The sequence below is a fragment of the Neisseria sp. KEM232 genome, assembly GCF_002237445.1.
Classification (GTDB): Bacteria; Pseudomonadota; Gammaproteobacteria; order Burkholderiales; family Neisseriaceae; genus Neisseria.
In genome coordinates, this window is the sequence record NZ_CP022527.1 from 148,960 (window position 1) to 169,549 (window position 20,590).

At 58.1% G+C, this 20,590-nt stretch carries 17 protein-coding genes and 1 pseudogene; 8 read left to right on the forward strand and 10 right to left on the reverse strand.

The window, feature by feature from the left end; genetic code table 11:
• Window positions 1-2 precede the first annotated feature (2 nt).
• Window positions 3-2,612, forward strand: coding sequence for a Fe/S-dependent 2-methylisocitrate dehydratase AcnD (gene acnD / locus CGZ77_RS00650; protein WP_009427498.1), 2,610 nt, complete (start codon window positions 3-5; stop codon window positions 2,610-2,612).
• A 333-nt stretch (window positions 2,613-2,945) separates the two neighbouring features.
• Window positions 2,946-4,115: a 2-methylaconitate cis-trans isomerase PrpF gene (gene prpF / locus CGZ77_RS00660; RefSeq protein ID WP_009427499.1), complete on the forward strand. Its 1,170-nt coding sequence runs from the start codon at window positions 2,946-2,948 to the stop codon at window positions 4,113-4,115.
• 433 nt (window positions 4,116-4,548) lie between these two features.
• On the opposite strand, the gene CGZ77_RS00665 is transcribed toward prpF, so the two are convergent.
• The 7 genes from CGZ77_RS00665 to CGZ77_RS00695 all read right to left on the reverse strand — a co-directional run bounded on the left by CGZ77_RS00665 (window position 4,549) and on the right by CGZ77_RS00695 (window position 11,010).
• Window positions 4,549-6,381 carry an FAD/NAD(P)-binding protein gene (locus tag CGZ77_RS00665; protein ID WP_009427503.1) on the reverse strand — a complete coding sequence of 611 codons (1,833 nt, stop codon included), beginning with the start codon at window positions 6,379-6,381 and terminating at the stop codon, window positions 4,549-4,551.
• Window positions 6,382-6,630: 249 nt separating this feature from the next.
• Entirely contained in the window at window positions 6,631-6,915 is a 285-nt protein-coding gene (locus CGZ77_RS00670) for a hypothetical protein (RefSeq protein ID WP_009427505.1), read from the reverse strand.
• A 147-nt stretch (window positions 6,916-7,062) separates the two neighbouring features.
• Window positions 7,063-7,581 (reverse strand): hypothetical protein, encoded by a 519-nt coding sequence (locus CGZ77_RS00675; RefSeq protein ID WP_094030827.1) that lies wholly within the window; start codon window positions 7,579-7,581, stop codon window positions 7,063-7,065.
• Between the two features lie 229 nt (window positions 7,582-7,810).
• Entirely contained in the window at window positions 7,811-8,521 is a 711-nt protein-coding gene (locus tag CGZ77_RS11860; protein ID WP_157697469.1) for a hypothetical protein, read from the reverse strand.
• Between the two features lie 175 nt (window positions 8,522-8,696).
• On the reverse strand, window positions 8,697-10,175 hold the full coding sequence (ubiD, locus tag CGZ77_RS00685; protein WP_094030828.1) for a 4-hydroxy-3-polyprenylbenzoate decarboxylase: 1,479 nt from the start codon (window positions 10,173-10,175) through the stop codon (window positions 8,697-8,699).
• Between the two features lie 238 nt (window positions 10,176-10,413).
• A complete protein-coding gene (locus CGZ77_RS00690) occupies window positions 10,414-10,731 on the reverse strand; it encodes an NGK_0946 family protein (RefSeq protein ID WP_009426514.1) in 318 nt (105 codons plus the stop codon).
• Window positions 10,732-10,770: 39 nt separating this feature from the next.
• Window positions 10,771-11,010, reverse strand: coding sequence for a hypothetical protein (locus CGZ77_RS00695; RefSeq protein ID WP_036496265.1), 240 nt, complete (start codon window positions 11,008-11,010; stop codon window positions 10,771-10,773).
• 587 nt (window positions 11,011-11,597) lie between these two features.
• Here CGZ77_RS00695 and CGZ77_RS00700 point away from each other — a divergent pair.
• Window positions 11,598-13,121, forward strand: a complete 1,524-nt coding sequence (locus CGZ77_RS00700; RefSeq protein WP_094030829.1) for a sodium-dependent transporter — start codon at window positions 11,598-11,600, stop codon at window positions 13,119-13,121.
• Window positions 13,121-13,213 carry a methionine/alanine import family NSS transporter small subunit gene (locus CGZ77_RS00705; RefSeq protein WP_036496268.1) on the forward strand — a complete coding sequence of 31 codons (93 nt, stop codon included), beginning with the start codon at window positions 13,121-13,123 and terminating at the stop codon, window positions 13,211-13,213. The genes CGZ77_RS00700 and CGZ77_RS00705 overlap by 1 nt, the downstream gene beginning before the upstream one ends.
• 404 nt (window positions 13,214-13,617) lie before the next feature.
• Here CGZ77_RS00705 and CGZ77_RS00710 read toward each other — a convergent pair whose 3' ends face one another.
• Window positions 13,618-14,757 (reverse strand): extracellular solute-binding protein, encoded by a 1,140-nt coding sequence (locus CGZ77_RS00710; protein ID WP_036496274.1) that lies wholly within the window; start codon window positions 14,755-14,757, stop codon window positions 13,618-13,620.
• 285 nt (window positions 14,758-15,042) lie between these two features.
• Between CGZ77_RS00710 and rpsT the strand changes: the two genes are divergently transcribed.
• From rpsT to CGZ77_RS00730, 4 genes are all read left to right on the forward strand, one after another.
• On the forward strand, window positions 15,043-15,306 hold the full coding sequence (rpsT, locus tag CGZ77_RS00715) for a 30S ribosomal protein S20 (RefSeq protein WP_009426520.1): 264 nt from the start codon (window positions 15,043-15,045) through the stop codon (window positions 15,304-15,306).
• Between the two features lie 147 nt (window positions 15,307-15,453).
• The gene (locus CGZ77_RS00720; protein WP_009426521.1) at window positions 15,454-16,590 is read left to right on the forward strand and encodes a phospholipase A; all 1,137 of its coding nucleotides are present in this window, start codon (window positions 15,454-15,456) and stop codon (window positions 16,588-16,590) included.
• A gap of 213 nt (window positions 16,591-16,803) precedes the next feature.
• The gene (locus CGZ77_RS00725; protein WP_009426523.1) at window positions 16,804-17,511 is read left to right on the forward strand and encodes a DUF502 domain-containing protein; all 708 of its coding nucleotides are present in this window, start codon (window positions 16,804-16,806) and stop codon (window positions 17,509-17,511) included.
• A 142-nt stretch (window positions 17,512-17,653) separates the two neighbouring features.
• Window positions 17,654-18,142: an Ivy family c-type lysozyme inhibitor gene (locus CGZ77_RS00730; protein WP_009426524.1), complete on the forward strand. Its 489-nt coding sequence runs from the start codon at window positions 17,654-17,656 to the stop codon at window positions 18,140-18,142.
• A gap of 21 nt (window positions 18,143-18,163) precedes the next feature.
• Here CGZ77_RS00730 and CGZ77_RS00735 read toward each other — a convergent pair.
• Window positions 18,164-18,324, reverse strand: a pseudogene (locus CGZ77_RS00735) (IS1595 family transposase); the annotation flags it as partial.
• A gap of 127 nt (window positions 18,325-18,451) precedes the next feature.
• Window positions 18,452-20,557 (reverse strand): DUF3488 and transglutaminase-like domain-containing protein, encoded by a 2,106-nt coding sequence (locus CGZ77_RS00740; RefSeq protein WP_232304423.1) that lies wholly within the window; start codon window positions 20,555-20,557, stop codon window positions 18,452-18,454.
• Window positions 20,558-20,590: the final 33 nt, after the last annotated feature.

Sequence of the window (20,590 nt, forward strand, 5' to 3'; positions counted from 1 at the left end):
CCATGAGCGCCAACGAAAAATACCGCAAACCCTTAGCCGACACCGGCCTGCACTACTACGACGCCCGCGCCGCCTGCGACGAAATTCAGGCAGGCTCGTACGACACACTGCCCTACACCAGCCGCATCCTGGCCGAAAACCTGGTGCGCCGCGCCGACAAAACCGATTTGTCCACGCTGCAATCCTGGCTGGAACAGCTGATTAACAATAAACAGGAGCTCGATTTTCCCTGGTATCCCGCCCGCGTGGTGTGCCACGACATTCTCGGCCAGACGGCGCTGGTGGATCTGGCCGGATTGCGCGACGCGATTGCCGAGCGCGGCGGCGATCCGGCCAAAGTCAATCCGGTGGTGCAGACCCAGCTGATTGTCGACCATTCGCTGGCAGTGGAATGCGACGGCAACGACCCCGATGCCTTCGCCAAAAACCGCGAAATCGAAGAGCGGCGCAACGAAGACCGCTTCCACTTTATCAACTGGACGAAAACCGCCTTTGAAAACGTCGACGTGATTCCGGCGGGCAACGGCATCATGCACCAGATCAATCTGGAAAAAATGTCGCCCGTGGTGCAGGTGCAAAACGGCATCACCTTTCCCGACACCTGCGTCGGCACCGATTCGCACACGCCGCACGTGGACGCACTGGGCGTGATTTCCGTGGGCGTGGGCGGCTTGGAAGCCGAAGCCGTAATGCTCGGGCGCGCGTCGATGATGCGCTTGCCCGACATCGTCGGCGTAAAACTTACCGGCGCCCGCCAGGCGGGGATTACCGCCACCGACATCGTGCTGGCGCTCACCGAATTTCTGCGCAAAGAGCGCGTGGTCGGCGCGTTTGTCGAATTTTTCGGCGAAGGCGCCGAAAGCCTGACCGTGGGCGACCGCGCCACCATTTCCAACATGACCCCCGAATACGGCGCCACCGCCGCCATGTTTGCCATCGACCGCCAAACCATCGACTATTTGAAACTCACCGGCCGCGACGAGCATCAGGTGCGGTTGGTGGAAACCTACGCCAAAACCGCCGGACTGTGGGCAGACGATCTGCGCGGTGCCCGCTACCCGCGCGTGCTGGAATTCGACCTTTTGCAAGTGGGGCGCAACATGGCCGGGCCGTCCAACCCGCACGCGCGTTTTTCCACCGCCGATCTGGCCGCCAAAGGCCTGGCCGCGCCCTACGAAGAACCGGCAGACGGCCGTATGCCCGATGGCGCCGTGGTTATCGCCGCCATCACCAGCTGCACCAACACCAGCAACCCGCGCAACGTCGTTGCCGCCGCGCTGCTCGCCCGCAACGCCAACCGCTTGGGGCTCAAACGCAAACCGTGGGTGAAAACGTCCTTCGCCCCCGGCTCGAAAGTGGCCGAAATCTACCTGAAAGAAGCCGGCCTGCTGCATGAAATGGAACAACTGGGCTTCGGCATCGTCGCCTTCGCCTGCACCACCTGCAACGGCATGAGCGGCGCCCTGCGCCCCGAAATCCAACAGGAAATCATCGAACGCGACCTGTATGCCACCGCCGTCCTGTCCGGCAACCGCAACTTCGACGGCCGCATCCACCCCTACGCCAAACAAGCCTTTCTCGCCAGCCCGCCGCTGGTTGTCGCCTACGCCATCGCCGGCAGCATCCGTTTCGACATCGAAAACGGCATACTCGGCACCACCGCCGACGGCCGCGACATCCGCTTAAAAGACATCTGGCCGGCCGACGAAGAAATCGACGCCGTCGTTGCCGAATACGTCCGCCCGCAGCAGTTTCGCGACGTGTACGTGCCCATGTTCGACACCGGCACCGCGCAAAAAGCCGCCAGCCCGCTCTACGACTGGCGCCCCATGTCCACCTACATCCGCCGCCCGCCCTACTGGGAAGGCGCGCTGGCGGGCGAACGCAGCCTGAAAAACATGCGCCCGCTGGCCATCCTGCCCGACAACATCACCACCGACCACCTGTCCCCGTCCAACGCCATCCTGCCCACCAGCGCCGCAGGCGAATACCTGGCCAAAATGGGGCTGCCCGAAGAAGACTTTAACAGCTACGCCACCCACCGCGGCGACCATCTCACCGCCCAGCGCGCCACCTTCGCCAACCCCAAACTGTTCAACGAAATGGTGAAAAACGCCGACGGCAGCGTTCGCCAAGGCTCGCTCGCCCGCATCGAACCCGAAGGCCGCGTAACCCGCATGTGGGAAGCCATCGAAACCTATATGGCACGCAAACAGCCGCTCATCATCATCGCCGGCGCCGACTACGGACAAGGTTCCAGCCGCGACTGGGCCGCCAAAGGCGTGCGGCTGGCAGGTGTCGAAGCCATCGTTGCCGAAGGTTTCGAGCGCATCCACCGCACCAACCTGATCGGCATGGGCGTGCTGCCCCTGCAGTTCAAAAGCGGCACCAACCGCCACACCCTTGCGCTCGACGGCACGGAAACCTACGACGTTTCCGGCAGTTTCGTCCCGCGCGGCGACATGACGCTCACCATCCGCCGCCGCAACGGCGAAACCTTGGAAGTCCCCGTCAGCAGCCGTCTCGACACCGCCGAAGAAGTCCTGATCTACCAGGCCGGCGGCGTGCTGCAACGCTTCGCCCAAGACTTTCTCGAAGAACACGCCGCCTGACGCACACAGGCAGCCTGAAAAGCCGTTTTTCCCTTTTCAGGCTGCCTGGGGTGTGCTGACATTCAACATTTTGGCGGCTTTTCCGTCCTAAAACGGCATCTGCCGCGTTGAAAACACTCGCCAATGGACGGCATTGGCTCGCATTTTCGCCTTGCATCTGCCATTTTATGCCGCAAAATCCGCTTCAAAAGTTGATTGTCAACACACCCTATGGCGGCACAGGCCGTCTGAAACCAAGGCAGCCTGAAAAACGCGAAAGGCCGTCTGAAAACCCCAAAGGCAGCCTGAAAATCCCGTACAGGCCGTCTGAAAACCCACCACAAAGGACACCCCATGCCGCAAATCAAAATTCCCGCCGTCTATTACCGCGGCGGCACGTCCAAAGGCATCTTCTTCAAACGCAGCGACCTGCCCGCCGCCGCGCAGCAGCCCGGCGCCGCCCGCGACAGCATCCTGCTGCGCGTGCTCGGCAGCCCCGACCCCTACGGCAAACAGATAGACGGACTGGGCAACGCCAGCTCGTCTACCAGCAAAGCCGTGATTCTCGACACATCCGAGCGCCCCGATCACGACATCGACTATCTCTTCGGCCAAGTCGCCATCGACCGCCCCTTCGTCGATTGGAGCGGCAACTGTGGCAACCTGACTGCCGCCGTCGGCGCATTCGCCGTCTCGCAGGGGCTGGTGGACGCCGCCAAAATCCCCGAAAACGGCACCTGCACCGTCCGCATCTGGCAGGCCAATATCGGCAAAACCATCGTCGCCCACGTTCCCATTGAAAACGGCCAAGTGGCCGAAACCGGCAGCTTCGAGCTCGACGGCGTCGCCTTTCCCGCCGCCGAAACCGTCATCGAATTTCTCGACCCCGCCGACGGCGCAGGCGAGATGTTCCCCACCGGCAACCTGACAGACGAGCTCACCGTCCCCGGCATCGGCAGCCTGAAAGCCACCCTGATCAACGCCGGCATCCCCACCGTCTTTCTCAACGCCGCCGACTTGGGCTACAGCGGCCGCGAAAGCCAGGACGACATCAACGCCAACCCCGCCGAACTGGAAAAACTCGAAACCATCCGCGCCCACGCCGCCCTGAAAATGGGACTGATCCAAACGCTGTCCGAAGCGCAAACCCGCGCCCACACCCCGAAAATCGCCTGGGTCGCCCCCAGCGCCGCCTACACCGCAGCGGGCGGCAAAATCATTGCCGCCGAAGACACCGACCTGCTGGTACGCGCCATGAGCATGGGCAAACTGCACCACGCCATGATGGGTACCGCTTCCGTTGCCATCGCCGCCGCCGCCGCCGTTCCCGGCACCCTGGTCAATCTCGCCGCCGGCGGTATCGCGCGCGACGCCGTACGCTTCGGCCACCCGTCCGGCACCCTGCGTGTCGGCGCCGCCGCCCGCTGCGAACAAGGCCGCTGGCGCGTCGCCAAAGCCGTGATGAGCCGCAGCGCCCGCGTGATTATGGAAGGCAGCGTACGCGTGCCGGATGATTGTTTTTAGGCGGTTTTGCGCCATGGCATAAATCATGCATGCGCAGCAAAAAGGCCGTCTGAAAACCTGTAATACAGGTTTTCAGACGGCCTCCCGCTTTTTTAAGATTCCCCCCCGCCCGTCAAACCCGCACCAACGAAGCCATGACGCAATTAATGGTGCAATACGGCAGACAAGGCAGCTGTTCGCAGGACTACGGAGACTGATTGCCAACGAATCTTAAGGCCGTCTGAAAACGGGAGAATCCGCTTTCAGACGGCCTTTTTAAGGGTAAAGCCTTAGGGGCTGTTGACATTCAGCTTGCGAGACGGTTTTTTGAGTAAAAAATGCCCGAATGCAAGGAAAAAGCGCAGCAATGTTGGACACCTTGCGAGCATTTTTGACGCGGCAGGCGGGTATTTTTTGCCAAAAACACCGCCGCAAGGCTGATTGTCAACAGACCCTAAGTCAACGCCTCTTTCACCGCGCGGTATGCTTGGTCGATGGCGTCCTGCACATAGGGCTTCCATGCCACGTCGCTGCCGGCCATCAGGATGTTGCCCAGGTGTTTTTGCATTTTCGCGGTAGTGTCCGCCGCGTTTCGCTCGGTGTTGAACAAATCCAGCCGCTCGTAGCTGTAGCCGTGCGACCAGCGGTTGATGGAAACGTCGAGCAAGTCGTTGTCGAGATTTTCGCCCGCGAGCGCGTAGATGGCGCGGAGCTGTTTGAGCATTTCTTCTTTAATCGCGTCAAAGGTCATGCCCGCCAGTTTGCCGCGCCCTTTTTTATACATTTCCTGCGGCGTTTTGCCTTCGGTGGCGGTGGCGATGTGCGCCATGTGGATTACGATCGGCTCGTCGGGCGTTTTGGCGAATTGGTAGTCGCCGATGCTGACGGGGTCGTCCAGTTTCACGTCGCAGAAGAAGGCGGCGGGCGAATACAGGCGGTGTACGCCGAGTTTTTTGAAGGCGCGGGCGTTTTTTACCAGGGCATTGGCGTAAACCATGGGCGTGCGCGAGTTGCTCAGCTCGGCCGTTTTTTGTGCTTCGGGCATTTCGGGCATGATTTTCGCCGCCAGCGCGCTGTGTCCCGCGAAAATGCATTTCGCCGCGTCGGCGCGCGCCAAGTCTTGGCTGCTCGGGGTTTTGTATGCCACCGCCACGCCGTTTGCCGTGTTTTGCACAATCAGCGCGGTGCTGTTGAGGCGGATGCGGACGTTGTTGGAGGGCAAGTCGAGTTTGCCATAGTCAAACTGCGCGGTAACGATGTCTTCCATGGTATTGCCTGCGGCGATGCCGGGGATGAGTTTGCGCACCAAAAGGCGGGCGATGGAAGCGTTGCCGTCGGGGAAGTGGTAGATATAGGGCTCTTCGGTGTGGGCTGTGTGGCTGATTTGCAGGTTTTGCACGCCGGGGTAGCCGTCTTCCAGCGCGGAATAAACGGAAATGGCGTGGATGGAAATGCCCCAGTATTCGCTGCTGATTTGGGTGAGGTAGTTGAGGGCGCTTTCGGGCAGCTTGGCGGTGTTTTTCAGGAAATCGTAGTAGCTCGTGCTGTGGGCAAGCTCGGTGCGCTCGCGTTTGCTTTTGCCCTGCCAGTGGTCGGCGGGCTTGGTGTACAGCGCGGTGAGCGCGGCGCGGGCGTCTTCGGGCATGGGGAATTGGGCGATAAGGTCGGCGGATTGGGCGTTGCCGTTTTCAGGCTGTCCTGCGACGACGGCGTTTTTGCCGAAGGTGGCTTCGTCGAAGAATACGCCTTCTTTCAAGCCCCATTTTTCATACAGGGTTTGGTCGAAATAGCGGTTGAATTTGGTGTAGTCGATGCCGAGGTCGTGCAAGAGCTGCTTGGCTTGGCGCGAATAGCCTGTTTTTGGGGAGTCGATGGATTCGCTGCCGCCGTAGCCCAAGATGAGTTTGCCGTTTGCATTGAATTCGTTGCGGATGGCGTGTCCGCCGAAGTCCTGATGCGCGTCCAAAATCAGGATTTTGGCTTTGGGGCGGGATTTTCGATAGAGATAGGCGGCGGTCAAACCGCTTAATCCTGCGCCGATCACGATTAAATCGTATTGCTCGCCGGCTTTTTCGGGCAGGGTAACGCTTTGTCCGCGCAGGGCAAGGCCGTGGGCGGCGGCCTGGCTGCCGTCGTTGTCGCCCATCAGTGTGCGGATCAGCGCGGGCGGGTAATACGCGGCGGCTTCTTCTGCGGCGAGCACGCGGTAAACGGGGCCAGCGAAGGCGAATGCGCCGACGGCGGCGGTGCTTTTGAGAAAGCGGCGGCGTGTGAGGTGTAAGGGCATGGTGGTGTTCCTTTTTGTTGTGGTTAAAAAAGGGGCGATTGTACCGAAAGACGGAGCGGGCTTGAATGAGGCCGTCTGAAAGACAGCTTTTTGTGTGGGGAAAGATGGCAGGCGATGGTTTAACTTCGTTGAAGCCTGCGGCTTTCAGGCTTCTTTCAGCCCTGCTTTACTTACTGGCGCATATCGAATCAGCACGGCGGCCTGTTTTTCCGTACCGCCCAACGCTTGCGGCGCGGACGAATCGCTCACCTAAAAGCAAGACGAGTAATCCTTGTCAAAAACATAGGCATATTCGTAGCCGCAAAGTGCGTCCAAATTCGCCAAGTCCGCTGCTATTGCTTGCGATGGGGCGGCAAACAGCGGCAGGGCGTTGCCCTGAAAAACGTAGTGCCGCAACACATACAGCTCTTGCGCGGGAAACCACTCTGCCAATGCGGCGGGCGTGCAGATTTCTCCGTCTGCGGCGTAGAACGGTCTTTTAAATGAGAAGACGGTTTTATCCTTTAATTGTCCGTTTACCCGTATCTTTTTCACACCGATGTTGCCGTTAAAGAAACGCCCGATTAAGCGTCGGACGATTTTTTCGGCGGATTTGGGGGCGATAAGGGCGGGTAGGCAAATTCTTTCATGGCGCGGGTTTCTTTGTTGGAGAGGCCGTCTGAAAAGCCGGATAAGGGGTTTTCAGACGGCCTGATGAGACGAACTAATACTGCATGCCAGTAATACAAAGCCGTAGGCAAACCACAGCCAAACTGCCAGCGAAATCATCCGTTTGCCGCTATGGTGATGTCGTTTGTGACAGCCTGAAAGCAGGCAAACGGCGATTATCAGCAGCACCATCGCGGTGGGCGCAATCAGGCTTGGCCACTCTGCAACATGGGGCAGGTAGGCAAACCAGCCGATTGTGCCGGCCATCAGCCACAGCAGCACGGGCGAGAGCAGTATTTCCAGTGCGAAACCGGAATGCTGCATCGCGGCAGGCAGCGTAAACAGCATAAGCAGCAACAGCGTTGCAATATGCGGCAACAACAGGACGTAGAGCCACGGTTTCAGGCTGCCGCGCATGGCTCGACCGTCTGCCAAACACATGGCATCCAACACGCCAAAAACGCCGCCTGCAACCGTGGTTGCCGATGTGGTGCAGGTGCGGTTTTGCAGCACTTGGCCGCGAAAGGCGTTGATGTTGGGGGTGTTGCCCATGGTTTTCCCTTGCTCTTGGTTTGGCAGCCTGAAAGTGCAAAGCTGACTTTCAGGCTGCGTTTGGTTTTTAGCTTCGCTACTTTGCTGCACTGCGCTGCGCAGCCGGCATCAGAGCAAGCGTAGCCGTGTATGGCGTAGGGTGTGTAGCTTTGCCACACACGCGGTTGGCAGGTTTTCCGCCCAAGCCCGCGTGCGTGCCTGCTGCAGACCCCCAGCGCCGGCTGCTGGTTTAGTGTTTGCATTCGGGCCAGGTTTCTATGGGCAGGCAGTTGCCGTATCGGGCGTTGCATTGCTGTATGGCCTGCGATTGGGCGTCGGTTTCGGTCATCACGGGGAGTTGGTTGCCTGCGCCGCGGTCGCTGTTGAAGGATTCAATGTCGAGATAACGCACAACGGCAAGCTGCGCTTTGCCTCGGCTGCCTCTGCTGCGGGCGGCGGCGATGCACACGGGACTGGTTTCGCGCAGGAAAACGGCTTCGGGGCTGCATGCAGCGCGACCGCCGTTGCGGGCAGTTTCGTTGCACAGGCGCAAGGCTTGGCTGCGGGCGGAAGAGAATGTGGCGGGCGGCTTGCCGGATGCGCCGCTGCCGCCGCCGAGCGAGCCGTGCAGGCCGCCGGGTTCGAGGATGCCGACTACATGGCCGGGCTGGATGGGATCGGCCTTGATTGCTTTGTTGTTTAATCCCCTAGACCACCAATGCTGATTAGGCTGCTCGCTGTAAGGCTGTGCGTTGTTTGAAGTGCAGACTGCTTGCCCGACGGGAGTCTTCCACCCCTGCCGTCGGGAACTACACAGATTAGTGCGCCTCCGTGCAGTGTGCCGCCATAGGGGCAGGAGCAGCCTGCGGCGGCAGGTGCGGCATACAGCGCGGCGGCAAGGGCGAAAGCGTGGAACATCAGGGATTTGGGCGGGTATTTTTTGCCAAAAACACCGCCGCAAAGCTGATTGTCAACAGCCCCTAGTGTCTAGGCTACCCGAAAAATGGAAGCTGCGGTTCGGCGTTTCTTTGGTTGTGGGATGGTTTAGGCAGCCTGAAAACAGGCGAAGCGGGTTTCAGCAAAGCTAAAACGGCATCTAAAAATGTTTTCAGACGGCCTTTTGGCTTTCAGGCTGCCTACAAGCCCAACTCCCCCCACATCGCATCCACCTTCGCCGCTACATCGGCATCGCGTTCAATCACGCGCCCCCATTCGCGCTGGGTTTCGCCCAGCCATTTGTTGGTGGCGTCCAAGCCCATTTTGCCGCCGAGTCCGCTCACGGGGCTGGCGAAATCGAGATAATCAATCGGCGTATTTTCCACCAACACGGTATCGCGCACGGGGTCCATGCGCGTGGTAATCGCCCAGATGACTTCTTTCCAGTCGCGCACGTTCACATCATCATCTACCACAATGATGAATTTGGTGTACATAAACTGGCGCAGGAACGACCAGCAGCCCATCATCACGCGCTTGGCGTGGCCGGCGTATTGTTTTTTCATGCTCACGACTGCCATGCGGTAGGAGCAGCCTTCGGGCGGCAGGTAGAAATCGGTAATTTCGGGGAACTGCTTTTGCAACAGCGGAACGAACACTTCGTTCAGCGCCACGCCCAGCACGGCCGGTTCGTCGGGCGGTTTGCCTGTGTAGGTGGAGTGGTAAATCGGGTTTTCGCGCATGGTGATGCGTTCGACCGTGAATACTGGGAAATGGTCCTGCTCGTTGTAATAGCCCGTATGGTCGCCGTATGGGCCTTCCAACGCGGTTTCGTTCGGATGGATGACGCCTTCCAGTACGATTTCGGCACGTGCGGGCACTTGCAAATCGTTGCCGATACATTTCACCAGTTCCGTCCGCGAACCGCGCAGCAGTCCGGCAAACTGGTATTCGCTCAAGGTATCGGGAACGGGCGTTACCGCGCCCAAAATGGTGGCGGGGTCGCAGCCGAGTACGACGGCGACGGGATACGGCGTATCGGGATTGAGTTTGCGGAACTCCTGATAATCCAGAGCGCCGCCGCGATGCGACAGCCAGCGCATAATCAGCTTGTTTTTGCCGATTAATTGCTGGCGGTAAATGCCTAAGTTTTGGCGTTTTTTGTTTGGTCCGCGCGTGACGGTCAAGCCCCACGTTACCAGCGGCGCAACGTCTTCCGGCCAGCAATGTTGAATCGGAAGTTTATACAAATCAACGTCTTCGCCTTCCAACACGATTTCCTGACACGGCGCGTTTTTCACCACGTTCGGCGCCATGCTCCAAATGTCTTTCAACAGCGGCAGTTTGGAAAACGCGTCTTTGATGCCCTTGGGCGGTTCGGGTTCTTTCAGGTACGCCAGCGTCTGCCCGATTTCGCGCAGCTTGGCGACGCTGTCCGCGCCCATGCCCATCGCCACTCGCTCGGGCGTGCCGAACAGGTTGGTGAGCACGGGAAAATCGTAGCGGCTGCCGTCGGGGCGCACGGCATTTTCAAACAGCAGCGCCGGCCCTTCGGCACGCAATATGCGGTCGGCGATTTCGGTCATCTCCAAATGCGGCGAAACGGGCGCGGCGATGCGTTTCAGACGGCCTGTTTGTTCCAATTGGGCGATAAATTCGCGCAGGTCTTTGTATTTCATGGGTAGTTTTCCAAGAAGGTTGGATTTTGTTTTGCAGACGGTTTTATCCGCCTGCACGGTTTTTTTGACAATCGCTTGTCTTTTTAGGGGTTTCGATTGTGACGAGCTCCCATAGGATTGGCAAGAGGCCGTCTGAAAATGCGGAAACAGGCTTTCAGACGGCCTCTTTCGTCAGTGCAGGCAATGAAAAACCGCCGCCAGAAACTTTGCTGACGGCGGTTTGCGGTATGGGAAAACCTTAGCGGAAGATGCGGACGATGCCGGCGACGCCGCCAATCAAGCCCGCGCCTGCGGCGGCAGTACCCATTGTTTGACGGATGCTGTCGTGTTTGTTGGCACGTTTTTCGCGCTCCAGAGCCAGCTCTTCGGATACGTTGGCACGCTGGCGGCGGTGCTGTTCGAGCTGGGCGCGGCTGAGTTGGGCTTCTTTGCGGTTGCGGCCGGCATTGATGGCGGCGTTGTCGTCGCCGATGGCGTAGTCGCCGACGGATTGGCCGGGCGCGGCGCAGGCGCCCAGTGTCATGGCAATGATTAAAGGCAGAACGAGTGCTTTCATAATAAAACCCCTATGTGGAAGATTTGTTTGTCGGTCGGATTAGCGGATGATGTAAACCTTGCGGCCGCGGTTGGCGCGGTTGATGGCATCGGCGGCATCCATCATTTCTTCGCGGTTTTCGCGGCGGCGCTCTGCGCGTTCTGCGCGTTCTGCGCGGTCTACCGATTCGGCGTTGTGGCGCAGCTCTTCGGGGGAGAGTCTGCTGACGTAGGGCTGGCTGCCGACGCAGGCGCCCAGCGACAGGGCAGCGGCGAGAATCAGGGCTGTTTGTTTTAACATAAGACGTATCCTTTTTCGGTGTTTGGAAAAAAATCCTTACGCAATTTAACAAATATGTGTGTTTGGGTCAAGATATTCGGTTGTTTTTTGGGATTTAAGGCAGATGTGTGGTTTGCATATCTAAAGAGGCCGTCTGAAAAACGGTTGCGGTGCTTTGATTCTAAGAAAATATCGTCGCTGTCTTTCGTGTACGGCAGGTAAAATGCCGAGCATATTGATAGGCGTTATTGCAACGTAAACAAATGTAATGCGCTGCGGTATGCGGGAAAACGGCGGCTGCGGCCGGTATTCCTGTTGCGTCTTTGCCATAAGGCCGTCTGAAAGGGCGGTGTGGCGTGGTTTTCTGTGTTTTCCAACTGTTTTGCGGCTGCGTTTTAACTTCGTTGAAGCTTCGCTTTCAGACGGCCTTTTTTCAGACGGCCTCTCCATGCTGCGGCCGGTTTTCTTTTTTACTCGCAAAACTTTACACAAGCCAGTATGATGGCGGCCTTACATCAAGAGGGGCTGCCGAAAAAGCAGCCTTTGTTTTCCAACCAATCGGCAGCCGCCCGACGAGGGTGCCTGCCGATAGAGCAAGGAGTGTTTCCGTGTCCGAAAAACAATCAAAACGCGAAACTTTTTCCAGCCGCAAGGCGTTTATTTTTGCCGCCATCGGCTCGGCCGTGGGGCTGGGCAATATTTGGCGTTTCCCCTATGTGGCTTACGACAACGGCGGCGGCGCGTTTGTTCTGCCGTATCTCGTGGCGCTGCTGACGGCGGGCATCCCGCTGCTGCTGCTGGATTATGCCGTCGGCCACCGCTATCGCGGCTCGCCGCCTCTGGCTTTCCGCCGCATCAGCCGCCTGTTTGAACCGATGGGCTGGTGGAACGTGATGGCCAACGTGGTTATCTGCGTTTATTACGCCGTGATTCTCGGCTGGGCGGCCAGCTATACTTGGTTTTCGTTCACCGGCGCATGGGGCGCCGACCCGCAGGCTTTCTTTTTCAACGATTATCTGAAAATGGCGAAAGACGCAGGCGTGAGCTTCGATTTCGTCGGCGGCGTGTTCGGCCCGCTGGTGGCCGTGTGGCTGTTTACCGTTGCCATTATGGCCTTCGGCGTGCAGAAGGGCGTGGCGCGTGCCTCGTCGTTTTTCATGCCGCTTTTGGTGGTGATGTTTGTTGTGATGGTGGCCATCTCGCTGACCCTGCCGGGCGCGGCCAAAGGTTTGGACGCGCTGTTTACGCCCGACTGGTCCAAGCTGAAAAACCCCAGCGTGTGGGTGGCGGCCTACGGGCAGATTTTCTTCTCCCTCTCCATCTGCTTCGGCATCATGATTACCTACTCCTCCTATCTGAAGAAAAAATCGGATTTGGCGGGCACGGGTTTGGTGGTCGGCTTTGCCAACAGCAGCTTCGAGCTTCTGGCCGGTATCGGCGTGTTTGCCGCGCTGGGCTTTATGGCGCAGGCTTCGGGCAAGGAAGTGGGCGAAGTGGCCGCTTCGGGTATCGGCCTGGCCTTTGTCGCCTTCCCGACCATCATCAACCAAGCGCCCTTCGGCCAGCTTCTCGGCCTGCTGTTTTTCGGTTCGCTGGTGTTTGCGGGCATTACCTCGCTGATTTCGATTGTCGAGGTGATTGTGGCGGCGGTTCAGGACAAATGGCGCATCAACCGCGTGGCCGCCACGCTGACCGTGAGCCTGCCGATGATGGTTATCTCCTCGCTGCTGTTCGGTACAACCACCGGCCTGCCCGTGCTCGACGTGCTCGACAAATTCGTCAATATCTACGGCATTGTCGCCGCCGGTTTTGTTTACGTCCTGCTGATTGCCCTCTCCGGCAACCTGCCCAAGCTGGCCAAGCACATCAACGCCATTTCCTCGTTCAAAGTCGGCACTGTTTGGTACGTTTGCGTGCTGGGCACGTTCTGCGTGCTGGGTTACATGCTGTTCAGCGACAGCCAAAAACTCTTGTCCGAGAATTACAGCGGCTATCCCGACTGGTTTTTGAACATATTCGGCTGGGGCATGTCGCTGGCGCTGGTGGGAGCGTCCGTGCTGCTCTCCTTCCTGCCCTGGCACAAAGAAGAGCCGTTTGACGCCGATGCCGAAGAAGAGAAAGGAGACGAATAATGGGCACTTCCGCAATAATTATGATGCTGGCGGCGCTGGTGATTATTTGGGGCGGTTTCATCGTCGCCATCATCCGCCTGCCTAAGGAATAAGCGCAGCGGCGTATCCCGCCGCAGGAGGCCGTCTGAAAAACCGCAATATAGGTTTTTCAGACGGCCTTTTTTGCTGTGTTTAGAGTGTGCCGCATGGCGGGATTGGCGGGTCCAGACGGCCTTTGGGGCTGCGGTAGGGTGTGTTGCGCAGCAACGCACGCGGTTTGGGGCTCGGGAAAGCGTGCGGGCAAAGAAGAGGTCGTCTGAACTGAAAACGAAGCTTCAACTAAGTTAAAACACAAAGCAGGTTTTTCAGACGGCCTCTGTTTCCGACGGGCGGATGAGGACGGCAACAAAGAAACATTGCAGCCCCGTTCCCTGCCTTTTGACAACAGAAAAGCCGTCTGAAAACGGGTTTCAGACGGCCTCTTTCATCGGTTGTCAATACGGCGCGGAAGACGGAATCAGTTGCCCGCTTTGATTTTCTGCCACAGATCCACGGTCTGTTTCTTCGCTTCGTTGCCCATCTGCGGCATGACGAAGCCGTCGGCCATGTCCTGATCGTTGGGGAAAATCGAGCGCACGTCTACCAGCTTCGGATCCATCAGTTTCTTCGCGGGCAGGCTGGCCGGGGCGAAGGTGACGAAGTTGCCGTTGCGCGCGGCGATTTCGGGGTTCAGCGTGTAGTCGATGTATTTGTGCGCGTTGGCGACGTTTTTCGCATCGGCGGGAATCAGCCAGGACTCGATCCAGAAGCCCATGCCTTTCGGTGTCAGCACTTCGATGCCTTCTTTGCGGCCGATTTCTTCCGAGCGTTTTTTCGCCATGTTCAGATCGCCGCCGTTGCCGACCGCCAGGCAGACGTCGCCGCGCGCCAGCTCGTCAATCAGCGAGGGGCTGAAGCGTTTGATGTCGGGGCGCACTTTTTTCAGCACTTCCGCCGCTTCGGCAATGTCGGCGGGGTTGGTGCCGGCCGGGTCTTTGCCCAGGTATTTGAGCAGGATGGGGAAGACTTCGCTGGGGCTGTCCCACATGGCGATGCCGCAGCTTTTGAGTTTGGACGTATATTCGGGTTTGAACAGCAGATCCCAGCCGTTTTCCGGCAGTTGGCCGCCGAGCGCGGCCTTGCCTTTTGCGGTGATGGCGACGGTGTTCACGCCCGAGAAGTAGGGCACGGCATATTCGTTGCCCGGGTCGGCCGTGGCCAGCATTTCGAGGAGTTTGGGGTTGATGTTTTTGTAGTTGGGAATCAGGTCTTTGTTGATTTTCTGATAGGCGCCGGCCTGAATCTGGCGCGGCAGGAAGGCGATGCCGGGCACGACGAGGTCGTAGCCGGATTTGCCGGTCAGCACTTTGGCTTCCAGTGTTTCGTTGTTTTCGTAAAGGTCGTAAACCAGTTTGAGCTTGTTGGCTTTTTTGAATTCGTCGACGGTATCTTCGTCGACATAGTTCGACCAGTTGTAGATGTTCAGCGCGTCGGTGGCGCCGCTATTGGCAGCAGTTGCAGGCGTTTGGCCGTTGGTTTCCGAAGCGGCTTGTTCTTTGTTTCCGCCGCAGGCGGCCAGTGCCAGTGCAATCATTGCGGTCAATAATGTTTTTTTCATGATGGCTATCATTCCTTGCTGTTGATAAATAAGGGAAAACAGCCGACGGTAATGCTGTCGGCAGGTAGCAGATTGTAATGGTATTTTTACAGAAAATCAAAATATTAAACATTTCTCCCGCCTGCCTGCCGTGTGGTCGGGACTGGTGTTTTGTCGTTTTTGCGCACGATGCGCGCGCAAAAGGCCGTCTGAAAAGGAGTCGTCCAACAAAAATCTTGCATCGCACGGGTTTGGCTATTAGAATGCCGCGTTTACGAAATTTGATTTATTCAGGAGATATCCGATATGGCCAATAGCGCACAAGCCCGCAAGCGCGCCCGTCAGGCGGTGAAAAACCGCGCCCACAACGCCGGTCTGCGTACCGCATTCCGCACTGCCGTGAAAAAAGTTCTGAAAGCCGTTGCCGCAGGCGACAAAGCCGCCGCTCAGGCTGTTTATGTTGAGTCCGTCAAAGTGCTCGACCGCATCGCCGACAAAGGTGTGTTCCACAAAAACAAAGCCGCCCGCCACAAAAGCCGTCTGTCTGCCAAAGTGAAGGCAATGGCCTGATTGGTTTGAAGCTGCTGCACCATGCCCCCGAGACGGCCGCCATGCGGTTGGCGGGGGTTTTTTACGGTTATTGCAAAACGGCCGCCCGGCTGCGGGCGGCGGATTGCGGGGAAAACGGATACAGATGAATTGTTTGAAGGATGTGTTATGAAAACAAACCGTTATTTGCCGGCGGCTTTGGCCGTTGCGCTGCCTTTCGCCGCTTATGCCGCCGAAGATGCCGCCCTGCAATGCACTCTGTTGCAGGATAATGCCCTGCGTCTGGCCTGTTACGACAAAATTTTTGCCGCCCAACTGCCGCCTGTGAAGGCAATCGAAGCGCCCGCAGCCGAAGTCAAGCCGCAGCCGGATGTGGTGCGCAGCATACAGGACAGCGTTGAGCGCAAAGAGCCTGCGCTGGTGTTTGAAAAAGAAGGCCAATTCGAGCCTTCGGCTGAGCTGGCGGAAGCTGCCGAAGCCTACACGCCGCTGAGCCGGATGTACGATTTGGATGCCAACTCCTCCGGCGGCCTGCTCACCGTGCGCGAACACAACCCGATGTATCTGATGCCCGCGTGGTACAACAGCAGCCCCAACCGCAAACCCTCGTCGCCGACGCTCGGCGTCACCACGGCCGAGCGTTTCACCGACCAAAAACGGACGGAAACCAAAATGCAGGTTTCCTTCAAAAGCAAAATCGCCGAAGACCTGTTCAAAAGCCGCGCCGATTTGTGGTTCGGCTACACCCAGAAATCAGACTGGCAGATTTACAACCAGGGCAACCGCTCCGCTCCCTTCCGCAACACCGACTACGAGCCGGAAATCTTCATCACCCAGCCTGTCAAATCCAAGCTGCCCTTCGGCGGCAGGCTGCGCATGCTCGGCCTGGGTTTCGCCCACCAGTCCAACGGCCAGAGCCGCCCCGAATCGCGTTCGTGGAACAGGGTTTACGCCATGGCAGGCATGGAGTGGGGCAGGCTCACCGTCATTCCGCGCGTCTGGACGCGTGTGTTCGAGAAAAACAACGACGACAACGACAACCCCGATCTCGCCAAATACATGGGCTACGGCGATTTGAAACTGCAATACCGTCTTGCCGACAAACAAAACCTCTCCGCCACCCTGCGCTACAACCCGCGCAGCGGACGCGGCGCGGCCGAAGCCGCCTACACCTTCCCCATCAAAGGAAAATTGCAGGGTATCGTGCGCGGCTTCCACGGCTACGGCGAAAGCCTGATCGACTACAACCACAAACAAAACGGCATCGGCATCGGTCTGATGTTCAACGGCTGGGATGGCTTCTAGGGACTGTCGACAATTGGTATTGTGGCGGCTTTTGCGCCATCAAACGGCATTTGCTGCTTTCTGACGCAAAGTCCGCTTCACAAACCGATTGGCAACAGCTCCTGAACCGTTTTCAGACGACCTCATCCCCTTTGCCGCCCTTTATTTCAGACGGCCTCATGCCTTTTATGCGGTACAGAGGCCGTCTGAAACCACCCCGTCAGAAAAAACGCAATGGCAGAACAAACTCCGGAAAAAGAAAAAAACACCATCGGCAAAGCATTGAAAAAATACATGCTCACCGGCGTCCTCGTGTGGATGCCCATCGCCGTTACCGTGTGGGTCATCGGCTACATCATCAACGCCACCGACCAGCTCACCGCCCTGATTCCCGCCCAATGGCAGCCCGAACGCTATCTCGGCTTCCGCGTTCCCGGCACAGGCTTCATCGTCGCCCTCGCCGTTCTCTTCCTCACCGGCGTGTTTGCCGCCAACATGCTCGGCCGCAAAATCCTCGAAGGCTGGGACAGCCTGCTCGGCCGCATCCCCGTGGTCAAATCCATCTATTCCAGCGTCAAAAAAGTGTCCGAATCGCTGCTCTCCGACAACAGCCGCTCCTTCAAAACCCCCGTGCTCGTCCCCTTCCCCCAGCGCGACATCTGGACCATCGGCTTCGTTTCCGGCAGCCTGCCCGACAACATCGCCGCCGCCCTGCCCGACGCCGCGCCGCGCATCCCCGTGTACGTCCCCACCACCCCCAACCCCACCGGCGGCTACTATATTCTGGTTAAACAAAGCGACATCCGCGAACTCGATATGAGCGTGGACGAAGCCCTAAAATACGTCATCTCGCTGGGCATGGTACTGCCCGACGAAGCCGCCGCCAAAGCGCAGAGCGACGCGCAAAGGCCGTCTGAAAACACACCTGAAAGCAATGTTTGATTGGTATTAAAACCGACGCAACTCTACCTGAAATGACCGCAAAGCATTAAAATCCGCCTGTTTTGTTTTAAGCTCTGTTAAGGCCGGGCCGTTTCAGACGGCCTCCCCTCTAAACAAACAACCGACAGCGAAAGAAACCGATATGCTCCGCACCGTAAAAATCCTCACCGCCCTCACCCTCGCGCTGGCCGTTGCCGCCCCCGCCGCCGCCAAGCCTGCGCAGACCGGCCAAAAATCCGAACAGGTCAGCCAAAAAGACGCCGACACCTATCTCTTTGACCTGCTCAAAAAACCCGCCTACCGCAAAGTATGGCGCAGCCAAATCGTACCGCACACACCCAAAAGCGACAGATATTGGATTAAAGACGCCGACGGCCCCACCGCTCCCGAAGGCGCGGTAACGGTGGACGGCAAACGCTACATCGCCACCACCATGTGCCAGCCGCACAACTGCATCAGCAACAGCATCTACATCCTGCTGAACAAACAGCGCGCCGTGGTGCTGCACCGCGAAAGGCACACCGTTGAAGGCACCTACGAGTTCCGCTACACCGACCGCTACTACGGCAAACCCACCGAAGCCGAAAAAGCAGCCCTGCAGAAACTCGTCGACGACGAAGAAGAAAAATAAACGGGGCTTAGGAAGCAAAAATCATTTTAAAGGATCATTCCGCAACATTTTCAGCAGTACTTTGTACAAATCATCATGCCTGTGATTGAAGCGAAATTCAGTTTCTTTCAGATGCAAGTAAAACGTATGTTTTGCTACACCATGTTGTGTATCAGACGGTGTTTTGCATAACTCCAAAACGATGTGAACTATACAGAACCCGGCAAACTTCAGTCAAGCTCCAGAAACGGAAACACAGAGGAAAATTCGTCATATCAATGAACAGAAAAGAAATTTTGTTTTCTCATCATCCACCGAAACCTCGTACCACTATTGTTTGTAACGCCGTGCAATTCGAACCGCCCGGCCAAACCACGCCCGCTGAGTCCTTTTATCCGGCATGATTTCGGCGGCAAACTGCCAGTCCTCATATTGCCGCAGCAAGTCTTGCAATTCCCGGTCTTCCACTCCGTTTTGCCGCAGCATTTCGATCAGCTCGGAGGCGGTAACGGCTGCGGCTGTTTCATCTTCATCGCCGATAAAGATGCTTTTCAGCAGCGCAAAGCCTTCGGCCAGCGGTTCACGCTCTTTCAGACGGCCTCTTCTCCACCACCAAACCACGGGCAGCAAGGCCGCGAAAATGCCGACAATGCCCGCCAGCAAAGCCGTGCCGAATCGGAAACGTCCCAGCCCCAGCCCGGCGAACAGATTGTTTTGGCTGCTTTCGTCATAATTCACTACCCACTGCTGCCAGTAAAACTGGCCGCTTTCCAGCCAGCCGCCCCACATTTTTCCGTTATGGTTTCCGGCAACCATCGCCCGATCGCTTTCAGGCAGCGCTTCGCTCAAACCAGCCGTGATACGTTGCTCGGACACAGCTGCCGTAGGGTCGACGCGTAACCAAGCCTGTTCGCCCTCCAGCCAGATTTCCGCCCATGCATGGGCGTTTTTGCTGCGTATCTGCCAGAAATTGCCGCTTTCCTGATAATCCGCTCCGAGATAGCCGGTCACCACCCGCGCGGGCACACCTGCGGCACGCATCATCACCACATAGCTTTGCGCGTAATGTTCGCAAAAACCCTGCCTGCCCTCGAACATAAAACTGTCGATGCTGTCGGCTCCCCGATACAGCGGCGGCTGCAAGGTATACGCAAACCGTCCATTACGGTAATAGTCCAACACCTTCTGCGAAAACTCTCCGACCGAACGGCTTTGCTGCGCCAGCGTCTGCGCCAGGCGGCGCGTGCGGAAATTGCCCGACTGCGGCAGACGCATATACAGTTTCTTTTCAAATTCCTTCAGTTTCTGCGGCAGCATACCGCCGGCGCGCGACTGCAATACGACGCGGCGCAACCCTTCCCTGCTGCGCACGCGCACCACATCGCCCAAACGCACGCTCATGCCCGAGCCTTCGCGCACGACGGGATAATCCAACGCAGGCACAACGCCTTTCTGATCACGCAAAATCATCTGATACGACAACTTGAGGCCGTCTGAAACCCCGGGCGCACTCATTTCCTCGAAATCCGGCATGGCGCGCCATGTCTGCCCGTCGAAATCCGCCATCACAATGGCACGCCAGTACAGCTGCCCAGCACCGGGCTTGAGGCCGTCTGAAAACGTCACATTCGCCACCAGCTCGTCGCTCTGCACCAGATTGCCGATACTGCCCGGCTGCATCGTGTCCGACAAACCCGTCTTCGCCTGCTCCTGCTGCGGCTGGGGGATGCTCCACAAAGGTTCGCTGCGCCGCGGCATCACGACAAACAGTACCGCCGCCAGCGGCAGCGTCAAACCAAATGCCAGCAAACCCTGTTTCAACGCACTGCGCGCATCCAGCCCGCACAGCACGGCAAAACACAGCCCCACCGCCAGCAACGCCGCCAGCAGCCACAAGCCCGTCAGCAGCGTCTGCCCAAACAGCACCGCCGAACCGATTAAAAACAGCATGGCCAGCAGCAACACCTGCCAGTCGCGCATCGCATTGCCTTCGAAGGATTTCAGCATCACCATCAAAAGCAGAAAGGAAATGCCGCCGTCGCGGCCGATTACCGTACCCAGCTGCTGCCACACCAGCAAACCCGCCCCCGCCGCCAGCAGCACCACGGCCGCCAAAGGCAGCTTGGCAACGCCCATGCGCAACAGGGCAAAACGCAGCAGCAGCAAACCGCCAAACACCGCCGTCACTCCCGCGGGCAGTTCGGCCAGCAGCGGCAGCGACGACCACAAAAGCGCCAGCAGCACCGCCGCCACAACCTTGCGCGGCGGCGCTTCCTGTAAAAAGACGGGATTGGAAATCAGCATAATCGGTAAGGTATTTTCAGACGGCCGTTGTTTGACAGAGGCCGTCTGAAAACGGCGTTGGCGGTTTTCAGACGGCCTGATGGAATTTTTCGCAAGACGGCGGCACGCGGCTTTTGGCCGGCCGCTTTTCACGCGGATAAAAAAATAACCGCTGCGAGGCGGTTT